Raw genomic sequence first — 24,800 nt, 5'->3', positions numbered from 1 at the left:
GAAGGACCGCAAGGCGGTCCCGGCAATCTGAAAGGACATGGCAAATGACCTGGCAACCCCACATCACCGTAGCGACCATCGTCGAGCACGAAGGCAAGTTCCTCTTCGTCGAGGAATTCAAAGCCAACCAGCACGTCTTCAACCAGCCGGCCGGCCACCTCGAGCCCAACGAGACCCTGCCCCAGGCCGCCCTGCGCGAAACCCTGGAAGAAACGGCCTGGGAAGTCGAGCTGACCGGCGTGGTCGGCATCTACCTGTACACCGCCCCCAGCAACGGCGTGACCTACCAGCGCGTCTGCTTCGCCGCCCGCCCCGTGCGCCATCACAACGACCTGGCACTGGACAGCGACATCGTCCGCGCCGTGTGGCTGACCCGCGACGAACTGCTGGCCGACCCCACTCGCTGGCGCAGCGAGCTGGTGCCGCGCTGCCTGGATGACTACCTCAAAGGCCCGCTGCACAGCCTCGACCTGCTACGCGACTGACGCAGCGCCGCGGTTTTGATAGAATCGGCGTTTTTCCCCCTTGATACACACCGGTACCCATGACCAGCCCAGTACTTAAAGACCCCGCCAAGACCCGCGTCATCGTCGGCATGTCCGGCGGCGTGGACTCTTCCGTCTCAGCCCTTCTGCTCATCGAGCAGGGCTACCAGGTGGAAGGGCTGTTCATGAAGAACTGGGAAGAGGACGACGGCACCGAATACTGCACCGCCCGTGAAGACCTGGCCGACGCCCAGGCCGTGTGCGACCGTATCGGCATCAAGCTGCACACCGCCAACTTCGCCGCCGAATACTGGGACAACGTGTTCGAGCACTTCCTTGAAGAATACAAGGCCGGCCGCACACCCAACCCCGACATCCTCTGCAACCGCGAAATCAAGTTCAAGGCGTTCCTCGACTACGCCCTGTCGCTGGGTGCCGACCTGATCGCCACCGGCCACTATGTGCGCCGCCGCGATACTGGCGCGCTCACCGAACTGCTCAAGGGCCTGGACCCGAACAAGGACCAGAGCTACTTCCTGCACGCCGTCGGCGGCCAGGAAATCGCCCGCACACTGTTCCCGGTCGGCGAACTGGAAAAGCCCGAAGTACGCGCCATCGCCGAAAAACACGGCCTGGCCACCGCCAAGAAGAAAGATTCCACCGGCATCTGTTTCATTGGCGAGCGCCGCTTCAGCGACTTCCTCAAGCAGTACCTGCCGGCCCAGCCGGGCGACATTGAAACCACCGAAGGTGAAGTGATCGGCCGCCACCATGGCCTGATGTACCACACCATCGGCCAGCGCCAGGGCCTGGGCATTGGCGGCCTGAAAGATGCCAGTGACGAGCCGTGGTACGTGCTGCACAAGGACCTGGCCCGCAACGTGCTGGTGGTCGGCCAGGGCAACGAGCACCCATGGCTGTTCTCCCGCGCCCTGCTGGCCTCGGACATTTTCTGGGTCAACCCGGTCGACCTCGGCAGCCCACGCCAGTTGACTGCCAAGGTGCGCTACCGCCAGAGCGACCAGCGATGCACCCTGGAGCGCACCGCCAGCGGCTACCGCGCCGTGTTCGACGAGCCTCAGCGCGCCGTAACGCCGGGCCAGTCGGTGGTGTTCTATGACGGCGAAGTGTGCCTGGGCGGTGGCGTGATCGAGGCTGCCGAGCCGTGGAGCCCGCGCGCATGAGCAACCTGCAGGAGCAGCTGATCGCATTGGGCGGTGTGTTCCAGGCCGCCGTGCTTGTCGACCGCATCGCCCGCACCGGCCAGGCCAGTGAAGCCAATATCGGCTGCATGCTGGGCAGCCTGCTGGTGCGTGACCCCAAGGACACCCTGGAGGTGTTCGGCGGTGACGACCTGAACCTGCGCGACGGCTACCGAGCGCTGATCGGCGCCCTCGAGCGCGACCCCAACAGCCTGCAGCGCGAGCCACTGCGCTACGCCCTGTCGATGCTGGGCCTGGAACGCCAGCTGAACAAGCGTGGTGACCTGCTGGACACCATCGGCAACCGCCTGCCGCAAATCCAGTCGCAGGCCGAGCATTTCGGCCTGGTTCACGAAAACGTCATCGCTTCCAGTGGAGCCTTGTATCAAGACACCCTGAGCACCTTGCGCCAGCGCATTCAGGTGCACGGCGACATGCGCTTCCTGCAGCAGCCCAACAACGCCTCGAAGATCCGCGCCTTGCTGCTGGCCGGCATCCGCGCCGCGCGACTGTGGCGGCAGCTGGGCGGGCACCGCTGGCAGCTGGTGTTTAGCCGGCGCAAGTTGCTGAACGAACTGTACGACATGATGCGCAGCCCCACCTGACGGGCTGGGCTGCCCTTTGTGGGAGCGGGCGTGCCCGCGAAGCAGGCGACGCGGTGTATGGCACTGGCTACGCCGGTGTTCGCGGGCACGCCTGCTCCCACAGGGGCTGCCACCAGATCCAAATTGGGCCGACCTTTGGTCAGCCACCCGACCCAGGCGCAATTTTCATGTATGATATGCGCCCTTCCAAAAGCCTGACTGTCCGAGAACACCCCATGCAGCTTTCTTCGCTCACTGCGGTTTCCCCTGTAGACGGCCGTTATGCCGGCAAAACCCAGGCCTTGCGCCCCATTTTCAGCGAATTCGGCCTGATCCGTTTCCGCGCCCTGGTCGAAGTGCGCTGGCTGCAGCGCCTGGCCGCCCACCCGCAAATCGGCGAAGTGCCGGCGTTCTCCGCCGAAGCCAACGCCCTGCTGGACAGCCTGGCCAACGATTTCAAGCTGGAGCACGCCGAGCGCGTCAAGGAAATCGAGCGCACCACCAACCACGACGTCAAGGCCATTGAATACCTCCTCAAGGAGCAGGCCGCCAAGCTGCCTGAGCTGGCCAAGGTCAGCGAGTTCATCCACTTCGCCTGCACCAGCGAGGACATCAACAACCTGTCCCACGCCCTGATGCTGCGCGCTGGCCGTGACGAAGTGCTGTTGCCGCTGATGCGCCAGGTCGCCGACGCTATCCGCGCCCTGGCCCACGCCCACGCCGAAGTGCCAATGCTGTCGCGTACCCATGGTCAGCCGGCTTCCCCGACCACCCTGGGTAAAGAACTGGCCAACGTCGTGTACCGCCTGGAGCGCCAGATCGCCCAGGTTGCCGCCGTGCCGCTGCTGGGCAAGATCAACGGCGCCGTGGGCAACTACAACGCCCACCTGTCGGCCTACTCGCAGATCGACTGGGAAGAGAACGCCCGCGCCTTCATCGAAGACGAACTGGGCCTGCAGTTCAACCCGTACACCACCCAGATCGAGCCGCACGACTACATCGCCGAGCTGTTCGACGCCATCGCCCGCTTCAACACCATCCTGATCGACTTCGACCGTGATGTGTGGGGCTACATTTCGCTGGGTTACTTCAAGCAGAAGACCGTTGCCGGCGAAATCGGTTCGTCGACCATGCCGCACAAGGTCAACCCGATCGACTTCGAAAACTCCGAAGGCAACCTGGGTATCGCCAACGCGCTGTTCCAGCACCTGGCCAGCAAGCTGCCGATCTCGCGCTGGCAGCGTGACCTGACCGACTCCACCGTGCTGCGCAACCTGGGCGTGGGCTTTGCCCACAGCGTGATCGCCTTCGAGGCCAGCCTGAAAGGCATCGGCAAGCTGGAAGTCAACGAAGCTCGCATCGCCGCGGACCTGGACGCCTGCTGGGAAGTGCTGGCCGAGCCGATCCAGACCGTGATGCGCCGCTTCAACATCGAAAACCCCTACGAGAAGCTCAAAGAGCTGACCCGTGGCAAGGGCATCACCCCAGAAGCGCTGCTGACCTTCATCGACGGCCTGGACATGCCAGCCGAAGCCAAGGCCGAGCTCAAGCAGCTGACCCCCGCTACCTACATCGGTAACGCGGCGGCCCAGGCCAAACGCATCTAAGCTGAGCGTCGCGTACAACGCCCGGCCTGGCCGGGCGTTTTTATTCCCGTACGAAAATTACGTTTTTTCAATAGGTTGAACATGAATCCTGATACTCCACTGCAGCTGCTCGGCGGCATCTCGGCCCGCGAATTCATGCGCGACTACTGGCAGAAGAAGCCGCTGCTGGTACGCCAGGCCTTCCCGGACTTCATCAGCCCGATCGACCCCGACGAGCTCGCCGGCCTGGCCCTGGAAGACGAGGTCGAGTCGCGTATCGTGCTGGAGCACGGCGCGCACCCGTGGGAACTGCGCCGCGGCCCGTTCAGCGAAGACACCTTCGCCGAACTGCCGGAAAAAGACTGGACCCTGCTGGTACAGGCCGTTGACCAGTTCGTTCCGGAAGTGGCCGAACTGCTGGAAAACTTCCGCTTCCTGCCCAGCTGGCGTATCGATGACGTGATGATCAGCTTCGCCGCCCCGGGTGGCAGCGTCGGCCCGCACTTCGACAACTACGACGTGTTCCTGCTGCAGGGCCACGGCCAGCGCAACTGGAAGATCGGCCAGATGTGCAGCAGTGACAGCCCGCTGCTGGAGCACGCCGACCTGCGTATCCTGGCCGAGTTCGAGCAGAGTGAAGAGTGGACCCTGGAGCCCGGCGACATGCTCTACCTGCCACCGCGCCTGGCCCACTACGGTGTGGCCGTGGATGACTGCCTGACCTACTCGGTCGGCTTCCGCGCACCGAGCGCTGCCGAAGTGCTGACCCACTTCACCGACTTCCTCGGCCAGTTCCTGCCCGACGAAGAGCGCTACAGCGACGCCGACGCCCAGCCGGTCAGCGACCCGCACCAGATCCAGCACGATGCCCTCGACCGCCTCAAGGCGCTGCTCGACAAGCACATGGGCGACAAGGACCTGCTGCTGACCTGGTTCGGCCAGTTCATGACCGAGCCGCGCTACCCCGAGCAGATCGTTGGCGAAGAGCTGAGCGAGGAAGAGCTGATCGACGCCCTTGAGCAGGGCGCCATCCTGATCCGCAACCCCAGCGCACGCCTGGCCTGGTCGGAATTCGAAGACGACCTGCTGCTGTTCGCCAGCGGCCGTAGTTGCCCACTGCCCGGCAAACTGCGAGAGCTGCTGAAACTGGTATGTGCGGCCGACGCCTTGCACATCGACAACCTGGCCGAGTGGCTGCAGGACGAAGATGGCCTTATGCTGGTACAGCAGCTGGTCAAACAAGGGAGCCTGGGATTCGCCAATGAATAAGATCAGCGTTCGCCTCGCCGATTGGCACAAAGACAACGCCGACATCCGCCGAATCCGTGAAGCCGTGTTCGTCGCCGAGCAGCACATTCCGCCAGAGCTGGAGTTCGATTCGGAAGACCAGGATGCCCTGCACTTCCTGGCCCTGGAAGGCGACTATCCGATCGGTACTGCGCGCCTGCTGGCCGACGGCACCATCGGGCGCATCTCGGTGCTCAAGGACTGGCGCGGCCTGAAGGTGGGCGATGCGTTGGTCAATGCGGTCATCGTCGAAGCGCAGAACCGCGACCTGAAACAGCAGATGCTCAGCGCCCAGGTACACGCCACGCCGTTCTATGAGCGGCTGGGCTTTCGCGTAGTCAGCGAGGAATTCCTCGAAGCTGGCATCCCGCATGTCGACATGGTGCGCGACTCGCGCGCCTGATCCATCACCTGTGCCGGCCGCTTCGNCCGCGAAGAGGACGGCACAGGCCATATACATCCCCGCTGACAAAAAACCTGTACATCCATCCAGATAAAACTTGCCTCTGCGCCCCCGCTTGCGCATCCTATGGCCCACCACCCCGATGAAGCGTCCCGGCCATGCGCCTGTTCCTCTGTGAAAAACCCTCCCAGGCAAAAGACATTGCCAAAGTGCTCGGCGCCAACCGCAAAGGCGACGGCTGCTGGCAAGGCACCGATATCTGCGTCACCTGGTGCATTGGCCACCTGCTGGAAACCGCCCCGCCCGACAGCTATGACGAACGTTACAAGCGCTGGAACCTGGCCGACCTGCCGATCATTCCAGACAAGTGGAAGATGCTGGTAAAGCCCAAGACCGCCAGCCAGTTCAAGGCGGTCAAACGTCTGCTCGGTGAAGCGCGGGAGCTGGTGATTGCCACCGACGCCGACCGCGAAGGCGAAATGATTGCCCGCGAACTGGTCGAGCACTGCCGCTACCGAGGCCCGGTGCAGCGCCTGTGGCTGTCAGCGCTGGATGACGCCTCCATCCGCAAGGCCCTGGCGCGCCTGCTGCCAGGCCACGAGACGTTCAACCTGTACCACTCGGCGCTGGGCCGCTCGCGCGCCGACTGGCTGATCGGCATGAACATGAGCCGGCTGTTCACCTTGCTGGGCCGCCAATCCGGCTACCAGGGTGTGCTGCCGGTAGGCCGCGTGCAAACGCCGACCTTGCGCCTGGTGGTCGACCGCGACCGCAGCATCGCCAACTTCGTGCCAGTGCCGTTCTGGGCCATCGACGTACAGCTGGAACACGCCGGCCAACGCTTCAATGCCCAATGGCGCGCCCCCGAAGACGTCTGCGATGACCAAGGCCGCTGCCTGAAGCAAGACCTGGCACAGCGGGCCGCCACCGACATCGGCCATGCCGGCACTGCCCGAGCGGTAAAGGTAGCGACCGAGCGTGTGCGCGAAGCAGCACCGCTGCCCTTCGACCTTGGCACCCTGCAGGAGCTGTGCTCGAAAAAGTTCGGCCTCGGCGCCCAGGAAACCCTCGACATTGCCCAGGCACTGTACGAAACACACAAGCTGATCACCTACCCGCGCAGCGATTGCGGCTATTTGCCACAAAGCCAGCACGCCGAGGCACCCGCCATCCTCGCCGCCCTGCAACGGGCCGATGCCAGCCTGGCACCGCTGCAGCCCTACCTGGAGCCGCAACGCCGCTCGCGGGCGTGGAACGACGCCAAAGTCAGCGCTCACCATGGCATCATCCCCACCGCCGCCGCCAGTGACCCCTCGCGCCTGCCGGCCAAGCACAAGGCCGTGTATACCCTGATCCGCGCCCGCTATCTGGCGCAGTTCCTGCCCAACCATGAGTACGACCGCACCCAGGCCGACTTCGACTGCGCCGGTCATGCGCTGCGTGCTGTGGGCAAGCAGATCGTCGAGCCGGGCTGGCGCCGCGCCTTGCCCGAGGCGCTCACCCCGGCCAAAGGCCGCGAGGCACCACCGGCCCAGGTGCTGCCGGCGCTTCGCGAAGGCCAGGACTGCAACGTAAACGGCCTGCAACTGAAAGACCTGTGGACCCAGCCACCCAAACCGTTTACCGAAGGCGACCTGATCAAGGCGATGAAAAACGTGGCCAAGCTGGTGGATGACCCTCGGCTGAAGCAGAAACTCAAGGAAACCACCGGCATCGGCACCGAGGCCACCCGCGCCAGCATTATCCAGGGTCTGCTCGACCGCGGTTACCTGGTAAAGAACGGCAAGGCGCTGTCGGCCACACCTGCGGCCTTCAGCCTGATCGACGCCGTTCCCCGCGCCATTGCCGACCCCGGCACCACGGCGATCTGGGAGCAGGCGCTGGACATGGTGCAAAGCGGCGAGATGCCCCTGGAAGAGTTCGTCGCCCGGCAATCAGCGTGGATGGGCAAGCTGGTCGAGCGTTGCAGCGGCATGCGCATGACCATCAGCGGGCCAGCGGCCGGGGCGGCCCCGCCCTGGAAGAAGAAACGTCGCGGTGGAGGTGGGAAAAGCAAAGCGGCCGGAAACAAGGCAACTCCGAGCAAGCCACGGCAGCCGCGGAAAAAGGCAACGTCCTGAAAATTCCGCCTTCTCACGTCGGTCTCTCTGCGCGTGCCCCCTGTAGGAGCGGGTTCACCCGCGAAGAGGCCAGCCCAGGCAACACATTAACCACAGGCAAACCACAAACCCCGACCAACACATTGGCAGCGTGAAATTTAACTGCTAACTTTTCATGAAAATAAACATAATAATTTTCACGGAAATCCCGCATGTTCAAACAATCCGCCCAGCACGTCGCCAGTTACTACGCCCAGACCTACCCCGCCAACATCCCATTACGCCCTACCCTGCAAGGCACTCAGGACACCGATGTGCTGATCATCGGCGCCGGTTTCAGCGGCCTGCACACTGCCCTGCGGCTGACCCAGGCCGGCAAGCGCGTAACGCTGCTGGAAGCCAGCCGGGTTGCCTGGGCGGCCTCCGGACGCAACGGTGGCCAGGCCCTGTTGGGCTGGTCGTGCGACATGCCGCCGCTGGAGCAGGCCCTTGGCATCGAACGCACCCAACGGCTATGGGCCAGCATGTGCTGGGCCGCCGAAGAGATGCGCGAACTGCCCCAACGCCACGGCTTCGACATCGACTACCGGCAGGGCAGCCTGTGGACTGCGGTATTGCCACGCCGGGTGAAAATGCTCGAAGAGGCCCTGCATGATGCCGAGCATAAATGGGGTTACGACGCCCTGCGCCTGATTGGCCGTGACGAGTTGCCGCAATGGATCGACAGCCCGCGCTACCAGGCCGCGCTGTACGACGCCAAAGGTGCCCACCTCAACCCGCTGAAACTGGCACAGGGCCTGGCCAGTACCATCGAGGCTGCCGGCGGGCAAATCTACGAACAGAGCCAGGTGCTCAGCTACCAGCAGGCTCGCGACGGCTATGTCGCACGTACCGACCGTGGCGAAGTTCGCTGCCAGGTATTGGTGCTGGCCTGCAACGCCTACATCGACCGCCTTGACCGCAGCCTGTCGCGTCGCCTGTTACCAGTCGGTTCCTACCAGGTCGCCACTGCGCCTCTGGATGCCGACTTGGCCCATTCGTTACTACCTCGCAACAGTTGTGTGATCGACAACCAGTTCGTACCCGACTACTTTCGCCTCACCCCGGACCACCGCCTGCTGTTCGGTGGCGGCTGCACTTACCTGGGCGGCATTCCCAAGGACGTCGCCAGCGCCACCCGCCCGTACCTGGAGCGGGTATTCCCGCAACTGGCCGGGGTGGCCATCGACTATGCCTGGGGTGGCCACATCGATTGCAGCATCAAGCGCACCCCGGACGTCGGCCGCGAGGGCCAGCGCTACTGGCTGCAGGGTTTCTCCGGCCATGGTGTACTGCCGACCCTGGCGGCGGCGCGTGCGGTCAGCGATGCCATTCTCGGCGATGAAAACCTGTTGGCGCTGTACCAAGGCATCGACAACGGCCGCTTCCCCGGTGGCGACCTGCTGGCTGCACCTTTGGAAGCTGCGGCAAAGGCCTGGTACCGCATGCGCGACCGCGTCTGAAGGGCATGAGTGTGGGCCTCTTCGCGGGTGAACCCGCTCCTGCGCANAGATCCCTGTAGGAGCGGGTTCACCCGCGAAGAGGCCCACACAGGCAACACAACTTCCTGATACCCGCCAAAATCCCTCCTATTCTCAATAGCTCCCTTCGCTTCCTGCACCCAGGAGACACGACCATGAGCTATGTAACCACGAAGGACGGCGTACAGATCTTCTACAAGGACTGGGGCCCGCGCGATGCGCCGGTGATCCACTTCCACCACGGCTGGCCGCTCAGTGCCGATGACTGGGACGCGCAGATGCTGTTCTTCCTCGCCCAGGGTTACCGCGTGGTCGCCCACGACCGGCGGGGCCATGGCCGCTCCAGCCAGGTATGGGACGGCCACGACATGGACCACTATGCCGACGACGTAGCCGCCGTGGTCGCCCACCTAGGCACCCAGGGCGCCGTGCATGTCGGCCACTCGACCGGCGGCGGCGAAGTGGTGCGCTACATGGCACGGCACCCTGAAGACAAGGTGGCCAAGGCCGTGCTGATCGCGGCCGTACCCCCTTTGATGGTGCAAACCCCCGGCAACCCCGGTGGCCTGCCCAAGTCGGTATTCGACGGTTTCCAGGCCCAGGTTGCCAGCAACCGGGCGCAGTTCTACCGGGATGTGCCAACAGGGCCGTTCTACGGCTACAACCGCCCTGGGGCCGAAGCCAGCGAAGGCATCATCGGCAACTGGTGGCGCCAAGGCATGATCGGCAGTGCAAAGGCCCATTACGATGGCATCGTGGCGTTTTCCCAGACCGATTTCACCGAGGACCTCAAGGGCATCCAGCAGCCGGTGCTGGTGATGCACGGCGACGATGACCAGATCGTGCCCTATGAAAATTCCGGGGTACTGTCGGCCAGGCTGCTGCCCAACGGCACGCTAAAAACCTACAAAGGCTACCCGCATGGCATGCCCACCACCCATGCCGATGTGATCAATGCGGATTTGCTGGCGTTTATCCGTAGTTGATGCTTTCGCCTGTACCGGCCCTTTCGCGGGTAAACCCGCTCCTACAGGTCCTCCACCGTCCTCAAGANGAAAGGGCCGGTACAAGCAACACACTTATGTGGTGTCTGTATGCAACTGGCAAATCTACCAGTTGCGCGCCTGCCTATTTTGTTCGAGGGTAGTCTCAATTGACCATTCCCACGCCAGCAGGTTGACCATGTCACAAAACAGGAAGCAATGCTTATTTTACAAAAATGACCACCTGTCTTCGAAAATTGACAGCGGACGTTCCGTGACAGTGTTTTCCATCTCAAACATTCCTCTGGCGGAACACTCAACCGAAACACTATTACTGGCAACAGACTCACGTAACTCCATAGCAAGGCGCTCTTATCGCAGCGGCACTTGCAACCTGACCTACACCGCTTACGGGTACAGCGTTACAGCTCATATGATGGGATTCACCGGACAACGCTTCGATGACGTCACAAACTGCTACCTCCTTGGTAACGGTTATCGCGCCTTTAGTCCGAGATTAGCTCGATTTTATTCAGCAGACAGCCTCAGCCCGTTTACAAAACACACACATAACGCCTATGCCTATTGCCTGGGTGACCCAGTAAATTACCACGACCCTTCGGGACATATGTTACGCCGCCTCAATACAATGTGGAATAGCGTAAAGAATAAGTTCGTGAAGCCCAGGATTCATTACATCAACAAAGCAAGGGAAGCAATCACGAATTTCCCCAACCTCGAACAATACTCCACTATCGTTGACAGTCCAAACGTAACCCAAGACACCCTCCAGATGATCTACAAGCTTCCGAAGATGGACGCCATGCTTGCTGAGCTTAGAGACACAGCAGTCCTTAACTGGCGTTTCAAGAAAGGCAATATTGAAGGCCCCATCATTCAAGACTTTGACTATCTCAAGCATTTGGACATAGACGGACAACTTGCCTACATAGGACTAGTGGAAAAGAGCCATAAGTATAGAGCCCAGTTGAACAACTTAGCATTCGCGTCCCAGCAAACCGCCAAAAGGCATTCGAGCATTCAATTACCCGCTACGTCACCTGATCTATCACATCCAGCCACTCTCAGATCAGTGAGGCGAGGGTCATAAAGACACTAACCTGAACGAGCACGTCTGCATCGGGTTTGAAACAAGTAAACGGCTTGAAACACTGACAGCCTCAGGGACGAGAGATTATCATGGCCGATTATCAGTCCATTTGCCGCAATCCGGCCCTTCAGCTTGAAAGCCTCCCATGCCCTTCGAACTCACCGTAGAACCCCTAACCCTACTCATCCTGGCGCTGGTCGCCTTCGTCGCCGGATTCATCGACGCCATCGCCGGTGGCGGGGGCCTGCTCACCACCCCGGCCCTGCTCACCGCCGGCATGCCACCGCACCTGGTGCTGGGCACCAACAAGCTCAGTTCCACCTTCGGCTCGGCCACCGCAAGTTTCACTTACTACAAACGCAAACTGTTCCATCCGGCGCAGTGGCGCCCGGCATTGTTCGCCACCCTGACCGGGGCGTTGCTCGGCGCCGTCATCGCCCACTACATGCCAGCCGAATGGCTGAACAAGATGCTGCCAGTGATCGTCTTCGCCTGTGGCATCTACCTGTTGTTCGGCGGCACGCCCAAGGCGCCGCTGGATGCCGATGCTCCGATCAAGAAAAAGTGGCAAGTCCCGCAAGGCTTCACCCTGGGCTTCTACGACGGCGTAGCCGGCCCGGGTACCGGGGCGTTCTGGACGGTCAGTACCCTGCTGCTGTACCCCATCGACCTGGTACGCGCCAGCGGCGTGGCGCGCAGCATGAACTTCGTCAGCAACATCGCGGCGCTGACGGTGTTCATCATTTCCGGGCAGGTGGACTACATCGTCGGCCTGTGCATGGGCCTGTCGGTCATGGTCGGCGCCTTTTTCGGCGCACGCACGGCGATCAGCGGCGGCAGCAAGTTCATCCGCCCGGTGTTCATCACCGTGGTGCTGGCGTTGACCGTGCGCTTAGCGTGGCAACACTGGTTCGGGCAGGCCTGAGGGGCTTTGGCAATGGAATGACCATTGCCTGCGCCCTGCGCCTAGTCGGAGCACATTGTTCACTGCAGCTAGGACGGGAAAGCAGGGATATCACAGCCCAGCCGCCGCGCAACATACAGATCGATCAGGTAACGGGCAATGGACCGCCCGGCCGGCAGCGGCGGCAGGTCGTGGACACTGAACCACTTGGCGTCTTCGATCTCGTCCGGCTGCATGACAATCTCGCCCCCGGCATACTCGGCATGGAAACCCAGCATCATCGAATGCGGGAACGGCCAGCACTGGCTGCCGACGTACTGGATGTTCCGCACCTCCACCGCCACTTCTTCGCGCACTTCGCGCACCAGGCAGTCTTCGGCCGATTCACCCGGCTCGGCAAAACCTGCCAAGGTGCTGTACACCCCGGTAACGAAGCGCGGCGAACGCGCCAGCAGGATTTCATCACCGCGGGTCACCAGCACGATCATGCTGGGTGAAATGCGCGGATAGCTGCGCAGGTCGCAGGGCTGGCAGTACATCGCCCGCTCCCAGCGAATTTGCGTCATCGCCTGGCCGCAACTGCCGCAGAAGCGATGCTCGCGCGCCCAGGTACCGATTTGTGCGGCATAGCCCAGCACCTTGTAGGTGTCGAAGTCGCCTTCGAGCATGAACGCACGCAGGCCGCGCCAGCTGCAGCCAGGCACATCAGTGGCGCTGCGCAGTTCCAGCAGGAACACCGGCTGGCCGTCAAAGTGGCCGATGCCGTGCTCGCACAGCACGTCGAGGTCCTGGCGCTTGAGCCAGTCGCGGGGGAACAGCGCGCCGTTGGCGTCCACCAGAAACCCTTCAGGGCTGCGGGCCACGGCCAGCCCCCCGGTCATCTGTGGGTCGAGTACTGCAGTAGTCCAGCGTGCTGACATGTCGGGGGTTCCTTTACTGCGCGTCCCCCGGCCCGATCAGTCGGCGAACGTCGGTTTCTGTTTGCTCATGTGCGCCGCCACAGCCACGCGCAGGTCTTCGGACTGCAGCATTGCGGCGTTCCAGGTCGCAATGTAGTCCAGGCCATCGTCGATGCGATGGTCACGCATGTAGCTGAGCATTTCCTTGGTGCCGGCCACAGCGATCGGCGATTTTGCGGCAATCTCGCGGGCGATGGCAAAGACGCCGTCCATCAGTGCGGCCTGATCATCATAGACTCGGTTGACCAGCCCGATGCGCAGCGCCTCGTCGGCCTCGACATTGCGCCCGGTAAACGCCAGCTCCCGCATGATGCCGTCGCCAATGATGCGTGGCAAACGTTGCAATGTGCCAACATCGGCAGCCATACCCATGTCGATTTCCTTGATCGAGAACTGCGCGTCACTGCTGCAGTAGCGCATGTCGCACGCCGAGATGAGGTCGATGGCGCCGCCGATGCAGTAGCCTTGAACCGCCGCCAGTACCGGCTTGCGGCACGTGTCCACTGCGGTGAACGAGGCCTGCAGCCGCTGGATGGTCTTGCGCAGGAAGCGTGCATTGCGGCCCACGTCCTTGCCCATCTGCCCAGCCAGCGAGGCCAGCATCATCAGGTCGATACCGGCGGAAAAGTGCTTGCCAGCGCCGCTGATCACCACCGCGCGCACGGCATCGGTGTCATCGATCCACTGGAAGATGTCGACGATTTCCTCCCAGAAGGCCGCATTCATCGCGTTGACCTTCTCTGGGCGATTGATCTGAACATGGGCGACGCTGTCGGTCAGTTCGACCTTTAATGCACTGTACTCGGTCACGGGCGGCACTCCTGCGGGCGAAAAGTTCATGGTCCGGATGTTAACTCATGCCGATGACCGTACTTGTGCCAAAAACGGGACTGTATGCCTTGCCTAAGGCGCAATGATCCGGCACCGTGCGCCATCGCTGAATCATAAGGATACATATTCATGTCGCGCTCCCTGACCGGCGCCCTCGCTCACGGTTTCCTGGGCCAGTCGCCGCTTTGGTACAAAGCGGTCATCTGCCTGTTCCTGGTGCTCAATCCGCTTCTGCTGGCAACCATTGGCCCGGCTGCAGCCGGGTGGGCGCTGGTAATCGAGTTCATCTTCACCCTGGGCATGGCGCTGAAGTGCTACCCGCTGATGCCCGGCGGATTGTTGCTGATCGAAGCCCTGCTGTTGCAGATGACCACGCCGCAGGCACTGTACGAAGAACTGCAGCACAACTTCCCGGTAATCCTGCTGCTGATGTTCATGGTCGCCGGTATCCATTTCATGAAGGAACTGCTGCTGTTCCTGTTCTCGCGCATTCTGCTGGGTGTGCGTTCAAAAGCCATGCTGTCGCTACTGTTCTGCGTACTGTCGGCATTCCTTTCGGCGTTTCTCGATGCGCTGACGGTGACGGCCGTGATCATCAGCGCCGCAGTCGGCTTTTATGCGGTCTACCATCGCGTGGCGTCCGGCGCCAACCCGCGTGAAGACAGCGCACTGGACAGCGACCAGCAAGTGGCGCAGTTACACCGTGACGACCTGAACCAGTTCCGCGCGTTCCTGCGCAGCTTGCTGATGCACGGCGCAGTGGGTACCGCCCTGGGTGGCGTGTGCACGCTGGTGGGCGAGCCGCAGAACCTGCTGATCGGCCACGAGATGGGCTGGCACTTCGCTGACTTCTTCCTCAAGGTGGCGCCCGTGTCGATACCGGTGCTGGGTGCCGGCCTGCTGACCTGCGTGTTGCTGGAGAAGCTGCGCCTGTTCGGCTACGGCACGCTGATGCCTGAGACAGTGCGCCAGGTACTGGCTGCCTATGCCGCCGAGGACGATGCCGCACGTACCCAGGCCCAGCGCATTGCGCTGTGGGTACAAGGGCTTGCTGCCCTGATCCTGATCATCTGCCTGGGGCTGCATGTGGCCGAGGTCGGCCTGATCGGCCTGATGGTGATCGTACTGATCACGGCCTTCACCGGCATCACCGACGAGCACCGCCTGGGCCGTGCCTTCCAGGACGCCATGCCATTCACTTCGCTGTTGGTGGTGTTCTTTGCCGTGGTCGCGGTGATTCATCAGCAACAATTGTTCAGCCCATTGATCAGCTGGGTGCTGACGCTGCCGGCCGAACAGCAACCGGGCATGCTGTATCTGGCCAACGGTTTGCTGTCGGCGATCAGCGACAATGTGTTCGTTGCCACCATCTACATCACCGAAGTGAAGCAGGCATTTCTCAACGGCAGCATGAGCCGCGAGCATTTCGAAACACTGGCGGTGGCGATCAACACCGGCACCAACCTGCCAAGCGTGGCGACGCCGAACGGGCAGGCGGCGTTCCTGTTCCTGCTGACCTCGGCCATTGCGCCGCTGATCCGGCTGTCGTATGGGCGGATGGTGTGGATGGCGCTGCCCTATACCGTGGTGATGGGCGGGTTGGGATGGTGGGCGGTGATGTACTGGCTGTGAGGCGGACCTGTGCGGGCCCTTTCGCGGGTAAACCCGCTCCTGCACGGGTTTCGCCGCAGGCAATATCGTCTACAACTTTTTCCCCGTACAGGCGTCGAAACACAGGTACGCCCCATCCGCTCCAAGGAGGTCACCCATGGCGCTGCGCACTACACTGCTGCTTTCCTGCATGACCCTGGCCCTGCTCGGCTGCGCCGGCAACGATCACCCGGCACCGCCGCGCACCCAGCAGGTCGACTTGCAACGCTACCAGGGCACTTGGTATGAACTGGCGCGACTGCCGATGTTCTTCCAGCGTAACTGCGTGAAGTCCGAGGCGCGCTATGGCTTGCGCGAGGACGGCCGTATCGATGTAACCAACCGCTGTCAGGAAAAGGACGGCCAGTGGAATGAAGCCAAGGGCATCGCCGAGGCTCAGCAACCGGGCAGCACCGACAAGCTGTGGGTGCGCTTCGACAACTGGTTCAGCCGCCTGGCACCGGGCCTGACCAAGGGCGAGTACTGGGTGCTGTACCACGACAAGGACTACCGCGTGGCACTGGTCGGCCACCCTAACCGCGAGTACCTGTGGCTGCTTTCGCGCACGCCAGCGGTCACCGACCAGCAGCGCGAGCAACTGCTGACAATCGCCCGAGAGCAAGGGTATGACACCAGCAAGCTCATCTGGCGACAGGATAACTAGCGGGCCGTCGACGGCGGGTGGCAATCCGGCTAAGGTGTGCGCCCCGTATCACCTTGGCCGCTTCTGGCCTGAAACAGGAGCCTGAGCATGGACCTGCTGTTCCTCGGCACCTCCGCCGGGATGCCCACCAAGGCACGCAATGTCAGCGCCACAGCCGTGATCGAAGCCAGTGGCAGCCACTGGTATCTGGTCGATTGCGGCGAAGGCACCCAGCACCGCCTGCTGCACACCCCGCTTTCGATCCGCGACCTGCGCGCGATCTTCATCACCCACGTGCATGGTGACCATTGCTTCGGCCTGCCCGGCCTGCTGGCCAGCGCGGGCATGAGCGGGCGCACCCAGCCCCTGGAAGTGATCCTGCCCGCCGTACTGCACGATTGGGTACGCCAGGGCCTGATTGCCAGCGACACCTTCCTGCCGTTCGAGCTACGCCTGTTGCCCGTGGAAGCGCTGATCGCATGGCGCAGCGAGACCCTGCAGGTGACCACCGTGCAACTGTCGCACCGGGTGCCCAGCGTGGGTTTCGTATTCACCGAAATCAACCCTGAGCCACGCCTGGACATCCAGCGCCTCGACGCCGAGGGCATACCGCGTGGTCCGCTGTGGGGCGAGCTGGCCAAGGGGTTGACCGTGACGTTCAATGGGCAACTGCTGAACGGCAACGACTACCTGCGCCCTTCGCGTCCGCCCCAGCGGGTGATCGTGTGCGGGGACAACGACAAACCAGCGCTGCTGGCAGCCGTCGCCAGGGGTGCGGATGTACTGGTGCACGAAGCCACCTTCACCCAGGCGGTGGTCGAACGCACCGGGGGCACGTTCGGCCACAGCACCGCCGCTGAGGTGGCACGCTTTGCCGAGGCCGCTGGCGTGCGCAACCTGGTACTGACGCATTTCAGCGCCCGCTACCAGAACGACCCACGGCGCAGCCCGCACATCGACACCGTGCGCGACGAGGCCCTCGCCCATTACAGCGGGCAGTTGACCCTGGCGCAGGACCTGCAGCGCTATCACCTTGGCCGTAACGGCCGTCTTGAGGCCAGTGCCTAGGCCGCCAACCGCCCGCTGGCAATTGCCTCCGACGCCGCCAGCATCGCCCGCAACAACACTGCGCAGCCCGCCGCCAGGTCATCGGGCGTGGCGTTCTCGATCTCGTTATGGCTGATGCCGTTTTCGCACGGCACGAAAATCATCCCCGCCGGCCCCAGCTCGGCCAGGAAGATCGCGTCATGCCCCGCGCCACTGACGATGTCCATGTGCGGCAGGCCCAGCGCCTTGGCCGACTCGCGCACGGCGTCGACACAGCCTTTGTCGAAGTAAAGCGCCGGGAAGTCTGCCGTGGGCACCAGCTCATGGCTCAGGCCATGCTTGGTACAGGTCGCCTCGATCACCCCGCGCACATCGGCAATCATCGCATTCAACTGCTCGCCCTCCAGGTGGCGGAAGTCGAGGGTCATGCGCACTTCGCCCGGGATCACGTTACGCGAGCCCGGGTACGCCTGAAGGCAACCCACCGTGCCACAAGCGTGGGGCTGGTGGGCAAGCGCCGTGCGGTTGACCGCCTCTACCACAGCGGCTGCCCCCACCAGGGCGTCCTTGCGCAGGTGCATCGGCGTAGGGCCAGCATGGGCTTCAACACCGCGCAGGGTCAGGTCGAACCACTTCTGGCCCAGGGCGCCGAGGACCACGCCGATGGTCTTGGCCTGGTCCTCAAGGATAGGACCCTGCTCGATATGCGCTTCGAAATACGCCCCCACCGGGTGCCCCGACACGGCACGCGGACCGGCGTAGCCAATGGTGTTCAACGCTTCGCCAACGCTGACACCCTGGGCATCGCGCTTGGCCAGGGTGTCTTCCAGGGTGAACTTGCCGGCGAACACCCCTGAACCCATCATGCACGGCGCAAAACGCGAACCTTCTTCGTTGGTCCACACCACCACTTCGAGCGGCGCGTCGGTTTCCACGCCCAGGTCGTTGAGGGTACGGATCACCTCCAGCCCGGCCATCACCCCGAAGCAGCCATCGAACTTGCCGCCGGTGGGCTGGGTGTCGATATGGCTGCCGGTCATCACCGGCGGCAGCTTGGGGTTACGGCCCGGGCGGCGGGCGAATATGTTGCCGACGGCGTCGATGCTGACCGAGCAACCGGCCGCCTCGCACCACTGCACGAACAGATCGCGGGCCTGGCGGTCGAGGTCGGTCAAGGCCAGGCGGCAGACCCCCCCCTTGGCGGTGGCGCCGAGCCGGGCCAGGTCCATCAGCGACTGCCACAGGCGGGTGCTGTCGACGTGACGGGCGTTGGTCTTCAGGATCTCTTTGACGGGGGTCACGGGCTTCTCCTTCAGGCTTCTTATTGTTTGTACGGGCCTCTTCGAGGCCTCAAGGCAAGGGTTTGACCAACCGCACCGGGTTGCGTGCCGCCAAACCGCCAAGCGCGGCGTACAGTGCACCGCCCAGCAACGAGCCGGTGAACCAGCCATAGTCGTAGAACCAGCTGAAACTGCTGTTGCCAATCGCCATTACCGTCAGCCCTACTGGCAAGGCGAAGGCGGCAAAACCGGCCCAGTTCCACGCGGGATACACGTCGTCGCGGTATAGCCCGGCCAGGTCCAGCTTCTGCCGCCGGATCAGGAAGTAGTCCACCACCATGATGCCGGCAATGGGCCCCAACAAGCTGGAATAGCCCAGCAGCCAGTTGGAATACACGCTCTCCAGGCTAAGGTCGGAGACAATCAGGCCCAGTTTCTTCAGCAGTTCATGCCCCATCAGCGCCAGGCCGATAAAGCCGGTCAGCCATACCGCGCGGCTTCGGCCGATCAGGCGTGGGGCAATGTTCTGGAAGTCATTGGTGGGCGACACGATGTTCGCCGCGGTGTTGGTCGACAGCGTGGCAATCACGATCAGCGCCATGGCCAGGGCCACCCAGAACGGGCTTTGAATCTTGCCGATCAGGGTGACCGGGTCGGACACCGTCTCGCCCACCAGCGACGCCGAAGCGGCGGTCAGCACCACACCCAGCGCAGCGAACAGGAACATGGTCAGCGGCAGGCCGAAGATCTGCCCGAGAATCTGGTCCTTCTGGCTGCGGGCGTAGCGGCTGAAGTCGGGAATGTTCAGCGACAGTGTGGCCCAGAAGCCGACCATGGCCGTAAGCCCGGCGCAGAAGTAACTGACCACACTCGCCCCTTCCGGACGCTTGGGCGGCTGTGCCAACAGTTCGGTCATCGACATGTGTGGCAAGGCCCAGAACAGCAGACCGACGCCCACTGCCACCAGCAGCGGTGCCGACAGCGTTTCCAGCCACTTGATCGACTCGGCGCCGCGCAGCACCACCCACAGGTTCAGGCACCAGAAGATCATGAAGCCAATCACCTCGCCTGTCCCGCCCAGCGCCTTCCAGCCGTCGAACACCGAACCCAGGAACAGGTGAATGGCCAGCCCGCCGAACATGGTCTGGATACCGAACCAACCACAGGCCACCACCGCGCGGATCAGGCACGGTACGTTGGAGCCGAGAATGCCGAACGACGAACGCAGCAGCACCGGAAACGGGATGCCGTACTTGGTACCGGGAAAGGCATTGAGGGTAAGCGGTATCAGCACGATAACGTTGGCCAGCAGGATCGCCAGCAGCGCTTCGCCAACACTGAGGCCGAAGTAGGCGGTAAGGACACCGCCGAGGGTGTAGGTGGGTACGCAGATGGACATCCCCACCCACAGGGCGGTGATGTGCCATTTGTTCCAGGTGCGCTGGTGCACCTTGGTCGGTGCTATGTCGGGGTTGTAGCGCGGGCTGTCGAGGACATCGCTGCCCTCGGACAGCTCGAACAGGCCATCTTGCTCGACCACTTCCGATCTGCTCTGTTGCATAGGCCCTTCTCCAGTTTTTCTTCTATTTTTTCGCTCATCAGGCTGATTCGATGACCGGAGTTCGCACGCGGAATTGTGCTTAGAAATCTCGACCAGATTTTCATCTTGTCAAGTTAGTCAAATACCCGGAAAACCCCGGCGCCCATTCGCGCGTTAATTTTTTTCTATTGATATCAACAACTTAAAAACCACAAATTTAATGGGAAAATTTTCTTGCTGAATCCAGAATCAGCATCTAGCCTCGAATCTTGTCAGGACTGACAGGATTGACCGCCCTGCCCGCCCTGCATCCATGACAATGCAAAGAACCGGCCAAGACCGGTCAGCCTGCGAGGAAAACGGCATGTCCCTGTTGATCCGTGGCGCCACCGTGGTTACCCACGAAGAGCGTTATCCCGCCGATGTCCTGTGTGCCGATGGCCTGATCCGTGCCATCGGGCAAAACCTCGAACCGCCCACCGACTGCGAGATCCTCGACGGCAGCGGCCAGTACCTGATGCCCGGGGGCATCGATCCGCACACCCACATGCAGTTGCCGTTCATGGGCACGGTGGCCAGTGAGGACTTCTTCAGCGGCACCGCTGCGGGCCTGGCTGGCGGCACCACCTCGATCATCGACTTCGTCATTCCCAACCCGCAGCAGTCGTTGCTGGAGGCCTTCCACACGTGGCGTGGCTGGGCGCAGAAAAGCGCCAGCGACTATGGCTTCCACGTCGCCATCACCTGGTGGAGCGAGCAGGTGGCCGAAGAGATGGGCGAGCTGGTGGCCAAGCACGGGGTGAACAGCTTCAAGCATTTCATGGCCTACAAAAATGCGATCATGGCCGCCGACGATACCCTGGTGGCCAGCTTCGAGCGTTGCCTGCAACTGGGCGCGGTGCCCACCGTGCATGCCGAAAACGGCGAGCTGGTGTACCACCTGCAGAAAAAACTGCTCGCCCAGGGCATGACCGGGCCGGAAGCCCACCCGCTGTCGCGCCCCTCGCAGGTGGAAGGCGAAGCGGCCAGCCGCGCCATTCGCATTGCCGAAACCCTCGGCACGCCGTTGTACCTGGTGCACATTTCCAGCCGCGAGGCACTGGATGAAATCGCCTATGCCCGAGGCAAGGGCCAGCCGGTGTATGGCGAGGTGCTGCCCGGCCACCTGCTGCTGGACGACAGTGTCTACCGTGACCCGGACTGGGCCACCGCCGCCGGTTATGTGATGAGCCCGCCGTTCCGCCCACGCGAGCACCAGGAGGCGCTGTGGCGCGGCTTGCAGTCGGGCAACCTACACACCACCGCCACCGACCACTGCTGCTTCTGCGCCGAGCAGAAAGCCATGGGCCGCGACGACTTCAGCCGCATCCCCAACGGCACCGCCGGCATCGAAGATCGCATGGCAGTACTGTGGGATGCCGGGGTCAACAGCGGGCGTCTGTCGATGCACGAATTCGTCGCGCTGACCTCTACCAACACGGCGAAAATCTTCAACCTGTTCCCGCGCAAGGGCGCTATCCGCGTGGGTGCCGATGCCGACCTGGTGCTGTGGGACCCGCAGGGCACCCGCACCATCTCCGCCAAAACCCACCACCAGCAGGTGGACTTCAACATTTTCGAAGGCCGCACCGTGCGCGGCATCCCAAGCCACACCATCAGCCAGGGGAAGGTGCTCTGGGCCGATGGCGACCTGCGCGCCGAGCCGGGCGCGGGGCGGTATGTGGAACGGCCGGCGTACCCGGCGGTGTATGAGGTGCTGGGGCGCCGGGCCGAGCATCAGCGGCCGATGCCTGTTCAGCGCTGAAGCCACTGGGCTGCTGTGCAGCCCATCGCGACGCAAGGCCGCTCCCACAGGGATCGCGCCAGCTTTTAGAAATTGAGCAAGACAGTTGCTCCCACAAGGACCGCGATCGCCTGTGGGAGCGGCCCCAGAATCGACCGCAATACCTGTCGCCTGCACCAAAAAAAATAGAGAGGCTACAACCGTGACCAACGCCCTGAACCACTTGCCGCGCCCACGGGCCGGCGCCGACCAGTTGGCCGAGCGCTTCAGCGACCTGGCCCCACCCCTCACCGCGCGCCAGGCCGCCCTGGAAAGTGCACGCTGCCTGTACTGCTACGACGCCCCCTGCGTCAACGCTTGCCCCAGCGAGATCGACATCCCCTCGTTCATACACCGCATCAGTGACGAAAACCTGCAAGGCGCCGCCGAGCGCATTCTTTCGGCCAACATTCTGGGCGGTAGTTGCGCCCGCGTGTGCCCCACCGAAATCCTCTGTCAGCAAGCCTGCGTGCGCAACAATGCCCAGGAATGCGCGCCGGTGCTGATCGGCCAGTTGCAGCGTTACGCCTTGGACAACGCCCAGTTCAGCGCACACCCATTCAAGCGCTCGGCAACCACCGGCAAGCGTATCGCCGTGGTCGGCGCCGGCCCGGCAGGGCTGTCCTGCGCCCACCGCCTGGCCATGCACGGCCATGACGTGGTGGTGTTCGAGGCCTGCGACAAGGCCGGTGGCCTCAACGAGTACGGCATCGCCCGCTACAAGCTGGTAGACGACTATGCCCAGCGTGAAGTGGATTTCTTGTTGGGGATTGGCGGTATCGAAGTCCGCCATGGCCAGCGCCTGGGTGGCAACCTCAGCCTGGGCGAACTGCGCGATCAGTACGACGCGGTGTTCCTGGGCCTCGGCCTGAATGCCGTGCGCCAGCTAGGGCTGCCCGACGAGGAAGCACCCGGAGTGGTCGCCGCCACCGAATACATCCGCGAGCTACGCCAGGCCGATGATCTGAGCCAGCTCCCGTTGGCCGACCGCTGCCTGGTGATCGGTGCTGGCAACACGGCCATCGACATGGCTGTGCAGATGAGCCGTCTGGGGGCCCGCGACGTCAATCTGGTGTACCGCCGTGGCCACGCCGACATGGGCGCTACCGGCCACGAGCAGGACATTGCCAAAGCCAACCAGGTGCGCCTGCACACTTGGGCCCGCCCTGATGCCGTGCTGCTGGACGACGCCGGCAGGGTCCGCGGCATGCGTTTTGCCCGCACCGAGCTGGCGGAAGGCCGCCTGCGCGATACCGGCGAAACCTTCGAGCTGGCTGCGGACGCCATCTTCAAGGCCATTGGCCAACGCTTTGACGATGCCAGCCTCGGCGACCCGGTGGCTGCGCAACTGGCCCGCGAGGGTGAGCGCATCCGCGTGGACGAAAACCTGCAGACCAGCCTGCCGGGCGTGTACGCAGGCGGCGACTGCACCGCACTGGGGCAGGACCTTACCGTGCAGGCCGTGCAACACGGCAAGCTGGCCGCCGAAGCCATCCATGCCCAACTCATGCTCAACGTGGAGGCAGCGTAAATGGCCGACTTGTCTATCGTATTTGCCGGCATCAAGGCACCCAACCCCTTCTGGCTGGCCTCCGCACCGCCAACCGACAAGGCCTACAACGTGGTCCGCGCCTTCGAGGCCGGCTGGGGCGGCGTGGTCTGGAAGACCCTGGGCGAAGACCCTGCGGCGGTCAACGTGTCGTCGCGCTACTCGGCGCACTATGGCCCCAACCGTCAGGTACAGGGGATCAACAATATCGAGTTGATCACCGACCGCTCACTGGACATCAACCTGCGTGAAATTACCCAGGTAAAGAAGGACTGGCCCGACCGCGCACTGATTGTGTCGCTGATGGTGCCGTGCATAGAGGAATCGTGGAAGTTCATCCTGCCGCTGGTGGAAGCCACCGGGGCTGATGGCATCGAGCTGAACTTCGGTTGCCCGCACGGAATGCCGGAGCGCGGCATGGGGGCGGCCGTCGGCCAGGTGCCGGAATATGTGGAAATGGTCACCCGCTGGTGCAAGACGTACTGCGCGCTGCCGGTGATCGTGAAGCTTACGCCAAACATCACCGATATCCGCCAGTCGGCCCGCGCCGCGCACCGGGGCGGGGCCGATGCGGTGTCGTTGATCAACACCATCAACTCCATCACCAGCGTCGACCTGGACCGCATGGTGGCCCACCCGATTGTCGGAGACCAGAGCACCCATGGCGGTTACTGCGGTTCGGCAGTGAAGCCGATTGCCTTGAACATGGTGGCGGAAATCGCCCGCGACCCGGAAACGCGGGGCTTGCCGATTTGTGGCATTGGCGGCATCGGCAACTGGCGTGACGCCGCCGAATTCATGGCCCTGGGCAGTGGCGCCGTGCAGGTGTGCACGGCAGCGATGCTGCATGGCTTCCGTATCGTCGAGGACATGCAGGACGGCCTGGCACGCTGGATGGACCAGCATGGGCATTCCACTATCGAAGCGTTCCGCGGGCAGGCGGTGGGGCATACCACCGACTGGAAATACCTGGACATCAACTACAAGTCGGTCGCGCACATTGACCAGGAGGCGTGCATTGGCTGCGGGCGCTGCCACATTGCGTGCGAGGACACCTCGCACCAGGCGATTGCCAGCACGCTGAAGGCTGACGGCACGCATGCCTACAGTGTGATCGAAGAGGAGTGCGTAGGCTGCAACCTGTGCCAGATCACCTGCCCGGTGGAAAACTGCATCGAAATGGAGGCACAGGACACCGGCAAGCCATACCTGAACTGGACGCAGGATCCGCGTAACCCCTACCGCGAGGCCAGTTGAAGCGGGTCACCGCCTGAACAGCTGACGCGGCCCCTGTGGGAGCGGCCTTGTGTCGCGA

21 protein-coding genes are annotated in these 24,800 nt (G+C 63.0%); 17 read left to right on the top strand and 4 right to left on the bottom strand.

Annotated features, from left to right (window positions below):
* Positions 1–44 precede the first annotated feature (44 nt).
* The 11 genes from ACTJJN_RS03410 (at position 45) to ACTJJN_RS03360 (ending at position 12,185) form a co-directional block, all read left to right on the top strand.
* The gene (locus ACTJJN_RS03410) at positions 45–485 is read left to right on the top strand and encodes an NUDIX hydrolase (RefSeq protein WP_012051822.1); all 441 of its coding nucleotides are present in this window, start codon (positions 45–47) and stop codon (positions 483–485) included.
* A gap of 59 nt (positions 486–544) precedes the next feature.
* Entirely contained in the window at positions 545–1,669 is a 1,125-nt protein-coding gene (mnmA, locus tag ACTJJN_RS03405) for a tRNA 2-thiouridine(34) synthase MnmA (protein ID WP_012051821.1), read from the top strand.
* On the top strand, positions 1,666–2,292 hold the full coding sequence (gene hflD, locus ACTJJN_RS03400) for a high frequency lysogenization protein HflD (protein ID WP_003251232.1): 627 nt from the start codon (positions 1,666–1,668) through the stop codon (positions 2,290–2,292). The genes mnmA and hflD overlap by 4 nt, the downstream gene beginning before the upstream one ends.
* Before the next feature lie 215 nt (positions 2,293–2,507).
* A complete protein-coding gene (gene purB, locus ACTJJN_RS03395) occupies positions 2,508–3,878 on the top strand; it encodes an adenylosuccinate lyase (RefSeq protein WP_003251234.1) in 1,371 nt (456 codons plus the stop codon).
* Between the two features lie 81 nt (positions 3,879–3,959).
* Positions 3,960–5,126: a ribosomal protein uL16 3-hydroxylase gene (locus ACTJJN_RS03390; RefSeq protein ID WP_012051819.1), complete on the top strand. Its 1,167-nt coding sequence runs from the start codon at positions 3,960–3,962 to the stop codon at positions 5,124–5,126.
* Positions 5,119–5,547 (top strand): GNAT family N-acetyltransferase, encoded by a 429-nt coding sequence (locus ACTJJN_RS03385; protein ID WP_003251237.1) that lies wholly within the window; start codon positions 5,119–5,121, stop codon positions 5,545–5,547. The genes ACTJJN_RS03390 and ACTJJN_RS03385 overlap by 8 nt, the downstream gene beginning before the upstream one ends.
* Before the next feature lie 158 nt (positions 5,548–5,705).
* The gene (locus ACTJJN_RS03380) at positions 5,706–7,667 is read left to right on the top strand and encodes a DNA topoisomerase III (RefSeq protein ID WP_440780954.1); all 1,962 of its coding nucleotides are present in this window, start codon (positions 5,706–5,708) and stop codon (positions 7,665–7,667) included.
* 191 nt (positions 7,668–7,858) lie between these two features.
* Entirely contained in the window at positions 7,859–9,148 is a 1,290-nt protein-coding gene (locus ACTJJN_RS03375; RefSeq protein WP_440780953.1) for an NAD(P)/FAD-dependent oxidoreductase, read from the top strand.
* A gap of 173 nt (positions 9,149–9,321) precedes the next feature.
* Positions 9,322–10,152 (top strand): alpha/beta fold hydrolase, encoded by an 831-nt coding sequence (locus ACTJJN_RS03370; protein ID WP_088512489.1) that lies wholly within the window; start codon positions 9,322–9,324, stop codon positions 10,150–10,152.
* Between the two features lie 271 nt (positions 10,153–10,423).
* Positions 10,424–11,260 (top strand): RHS repeat-associated core domain-containing protein, encoded by an 837-nt coding sequence (locus tag ACTJJN_RS03365; protein WP_235784387.1) that lies wholly within the window; start codon positions 10,424–10,426, stop codon positions 11,258–11,260.
* Between the two features lie 145 nt (positions 11,261–11,405).
* Positions 11,406–12,185, top strand: a complete 780-nt coding sequence (locus ACTJJN_RS03360; RefSeq protein WP_012051814.1) for a TSUP family transporter — start codon at positions 11,406–11,408, stop codon at positions 12,183–12,185.
* Positions 12,186–12,253: 68 nt separating this feature from the next.
* Here ACTJJN_RS03360 and nudC read toward each other — a convergent pair whose 3' ends face one another.
* Complete coding sequence (gene nudC / locus ACTJJN_RS03355) at positions 12,254–13,084, bottom strand: NAD(+) diphosphatase (RefSeq protein ID WP_012051813.1); 831 nt, start codon at positions 13,082–13,084, stop codon at positions 12,254–12,256.
* Positions 13,085–13,120: 36 nt separating this feature from the next.
* Complete coding sequence (locus ACTJJN_RS03350; protein WP_004576977.1) at positions 13,121–13,933, bottom strand: crotonase/enoyl-CoA hydratase family protein; 813 nt, start codon at positions 13,931–13,933, stop codon at positions 13,121–13,123.
* A gap of 150 nt (positions 13,934–14,083) precedes the next feature.
* On the opposite strand from ACTJJN_RS03350, the gene nhaB reads away from it, so the two are divergent.
* The 3 genes from nhaB to ACTJJN_RS03335 all read left to right on the top strand — a co-directional run bounded on the left by nhaB (position 14,084) and on the right by ACTJJN_RS03335 (position 17,315).
* The gene (gene nhaB / locus ACTJJN_RS03345; RefSeq protein ID WP_440780952.1) at positions 14,084–15,586 is read left to right on the top strand and encodes a sodium/proton antiporter NhaB; all 1,503 of its coding nucleotides are present in this window, start codon (positions 14,084–14,086) and stop codon (positions 15,584–15,586) included.
* Positions 15,587–15,722: 136 nt separating this feature from the next.
* Positions 15,723–16,268 carry a lipocalin family protein gene (locus ACTJJN_RS03340; RefSeq protein WP_003251256.1) on the top strand — a complete coding sequence of 182 codons (546 nt, stop codon included), beginning with the start codon at positions 15,723–15,725 and terminating at the stop codon, positions 16,266–16,268.
* Positions 16,269–16,355: 87 nt separating this feature from the next.
* On the top strand, positions 16,356–17,315 hold the full coding sequence (locus ACTJJN_RS03335; protein WP_440780951.1) for a ribonuclease Z: 960 nt from the start codon (positions 16,356–16,358) through the stop codon (positions 17,313–17,315).
* On the opposite strand, the gene ACTJJN_RS03330 is transcribed toward ACTJJN_RS03335, so the two are convergent.
* Complete coding sequence (locus tag ACTJJN_RS03330) at positions 17,312–18,595, bottom strand: Zn-dependent hydrolase (protein ID WP_014860802.1); 1,284 nt, start codon at positions 18,593–18,595, stop codon at positions 17,312–17,314. The genes ACTJJN_RS03335 and ACTJJN_RS03330 overlap by 4 nt on opposite strands.
* A gap of 49 nt (positions 18,596–18,644) precedes the next feature.
* Positions 18,645–20,135: an NCS1 family nucleobase:cation symporter-1 gene (locus tag ACTJJN_RS03325; protein ID WP_047604814.1), complete on the bottom strand. Its 1,491-nt coding sequence runs from the start codon at positions 20,133–20,135 to the stop codon at positions 18,645–18,647.
* Between the two features lie 343 nt (positions 20,136–20,478).
* Between ACTJJN_RS03325 and hydA the strand changes: the two genes are divergently transcribed.
* From hydA to preA, 3 genes are all read left to right on the top strand, one after another.
* Positions 20,479–21,918, top strand: a complete 1,440-nt coding sequence (hydA, locus tag ACTJJN_RS03320) for a dihydropyrimidinase (RefSeq protein WP_017148215.1) — start codon at positions 20,479–20,481, stop codon at positions 21,916–21,918.
* A 181-nt stretch (positions 21,919–22,099) separates the two neighbouring features.
* Entirely contained in the window at positions 22,100–23,467 is a 1,368-nt protein-coding gene (locus ACTJJN_RS03315; protein ID WP_014755954.1) for an NAD(P)-dependent oxidoreductase, read from the top strand.
* A complete protein-coding gene (gene preA, locus ACTJJN_RS03310; protein ID WP_088512490.1) occupies positions 23,468–24,742 on the top strand; it encodes an NAD-dependent dihydropyrimidine dehydrogenase subunit PreA in 1,275 nt (424 codons plus the stop codon). It abuts the gene before it with no gap.
* Positions 24,743–24,800 lie beyond the last annotated feature (58 nt).

The sequence above is a fragment of the Pseudomonas sp. 22515 genome (genome assembly GCF_052044625.1).
Lineage (GTDB): Bacteria > Pseudomonadota > Gammaproteobacteria > Pseudomonadales > Pseudomonadaceae > Aquipseudomonas > Aquipseudomonas alloputida.
The sequence above is the reverse complement of the archived record's forward strand: the minus strand, read 5'-3'. Positions and strand labels throughout refer to the sequence as shown.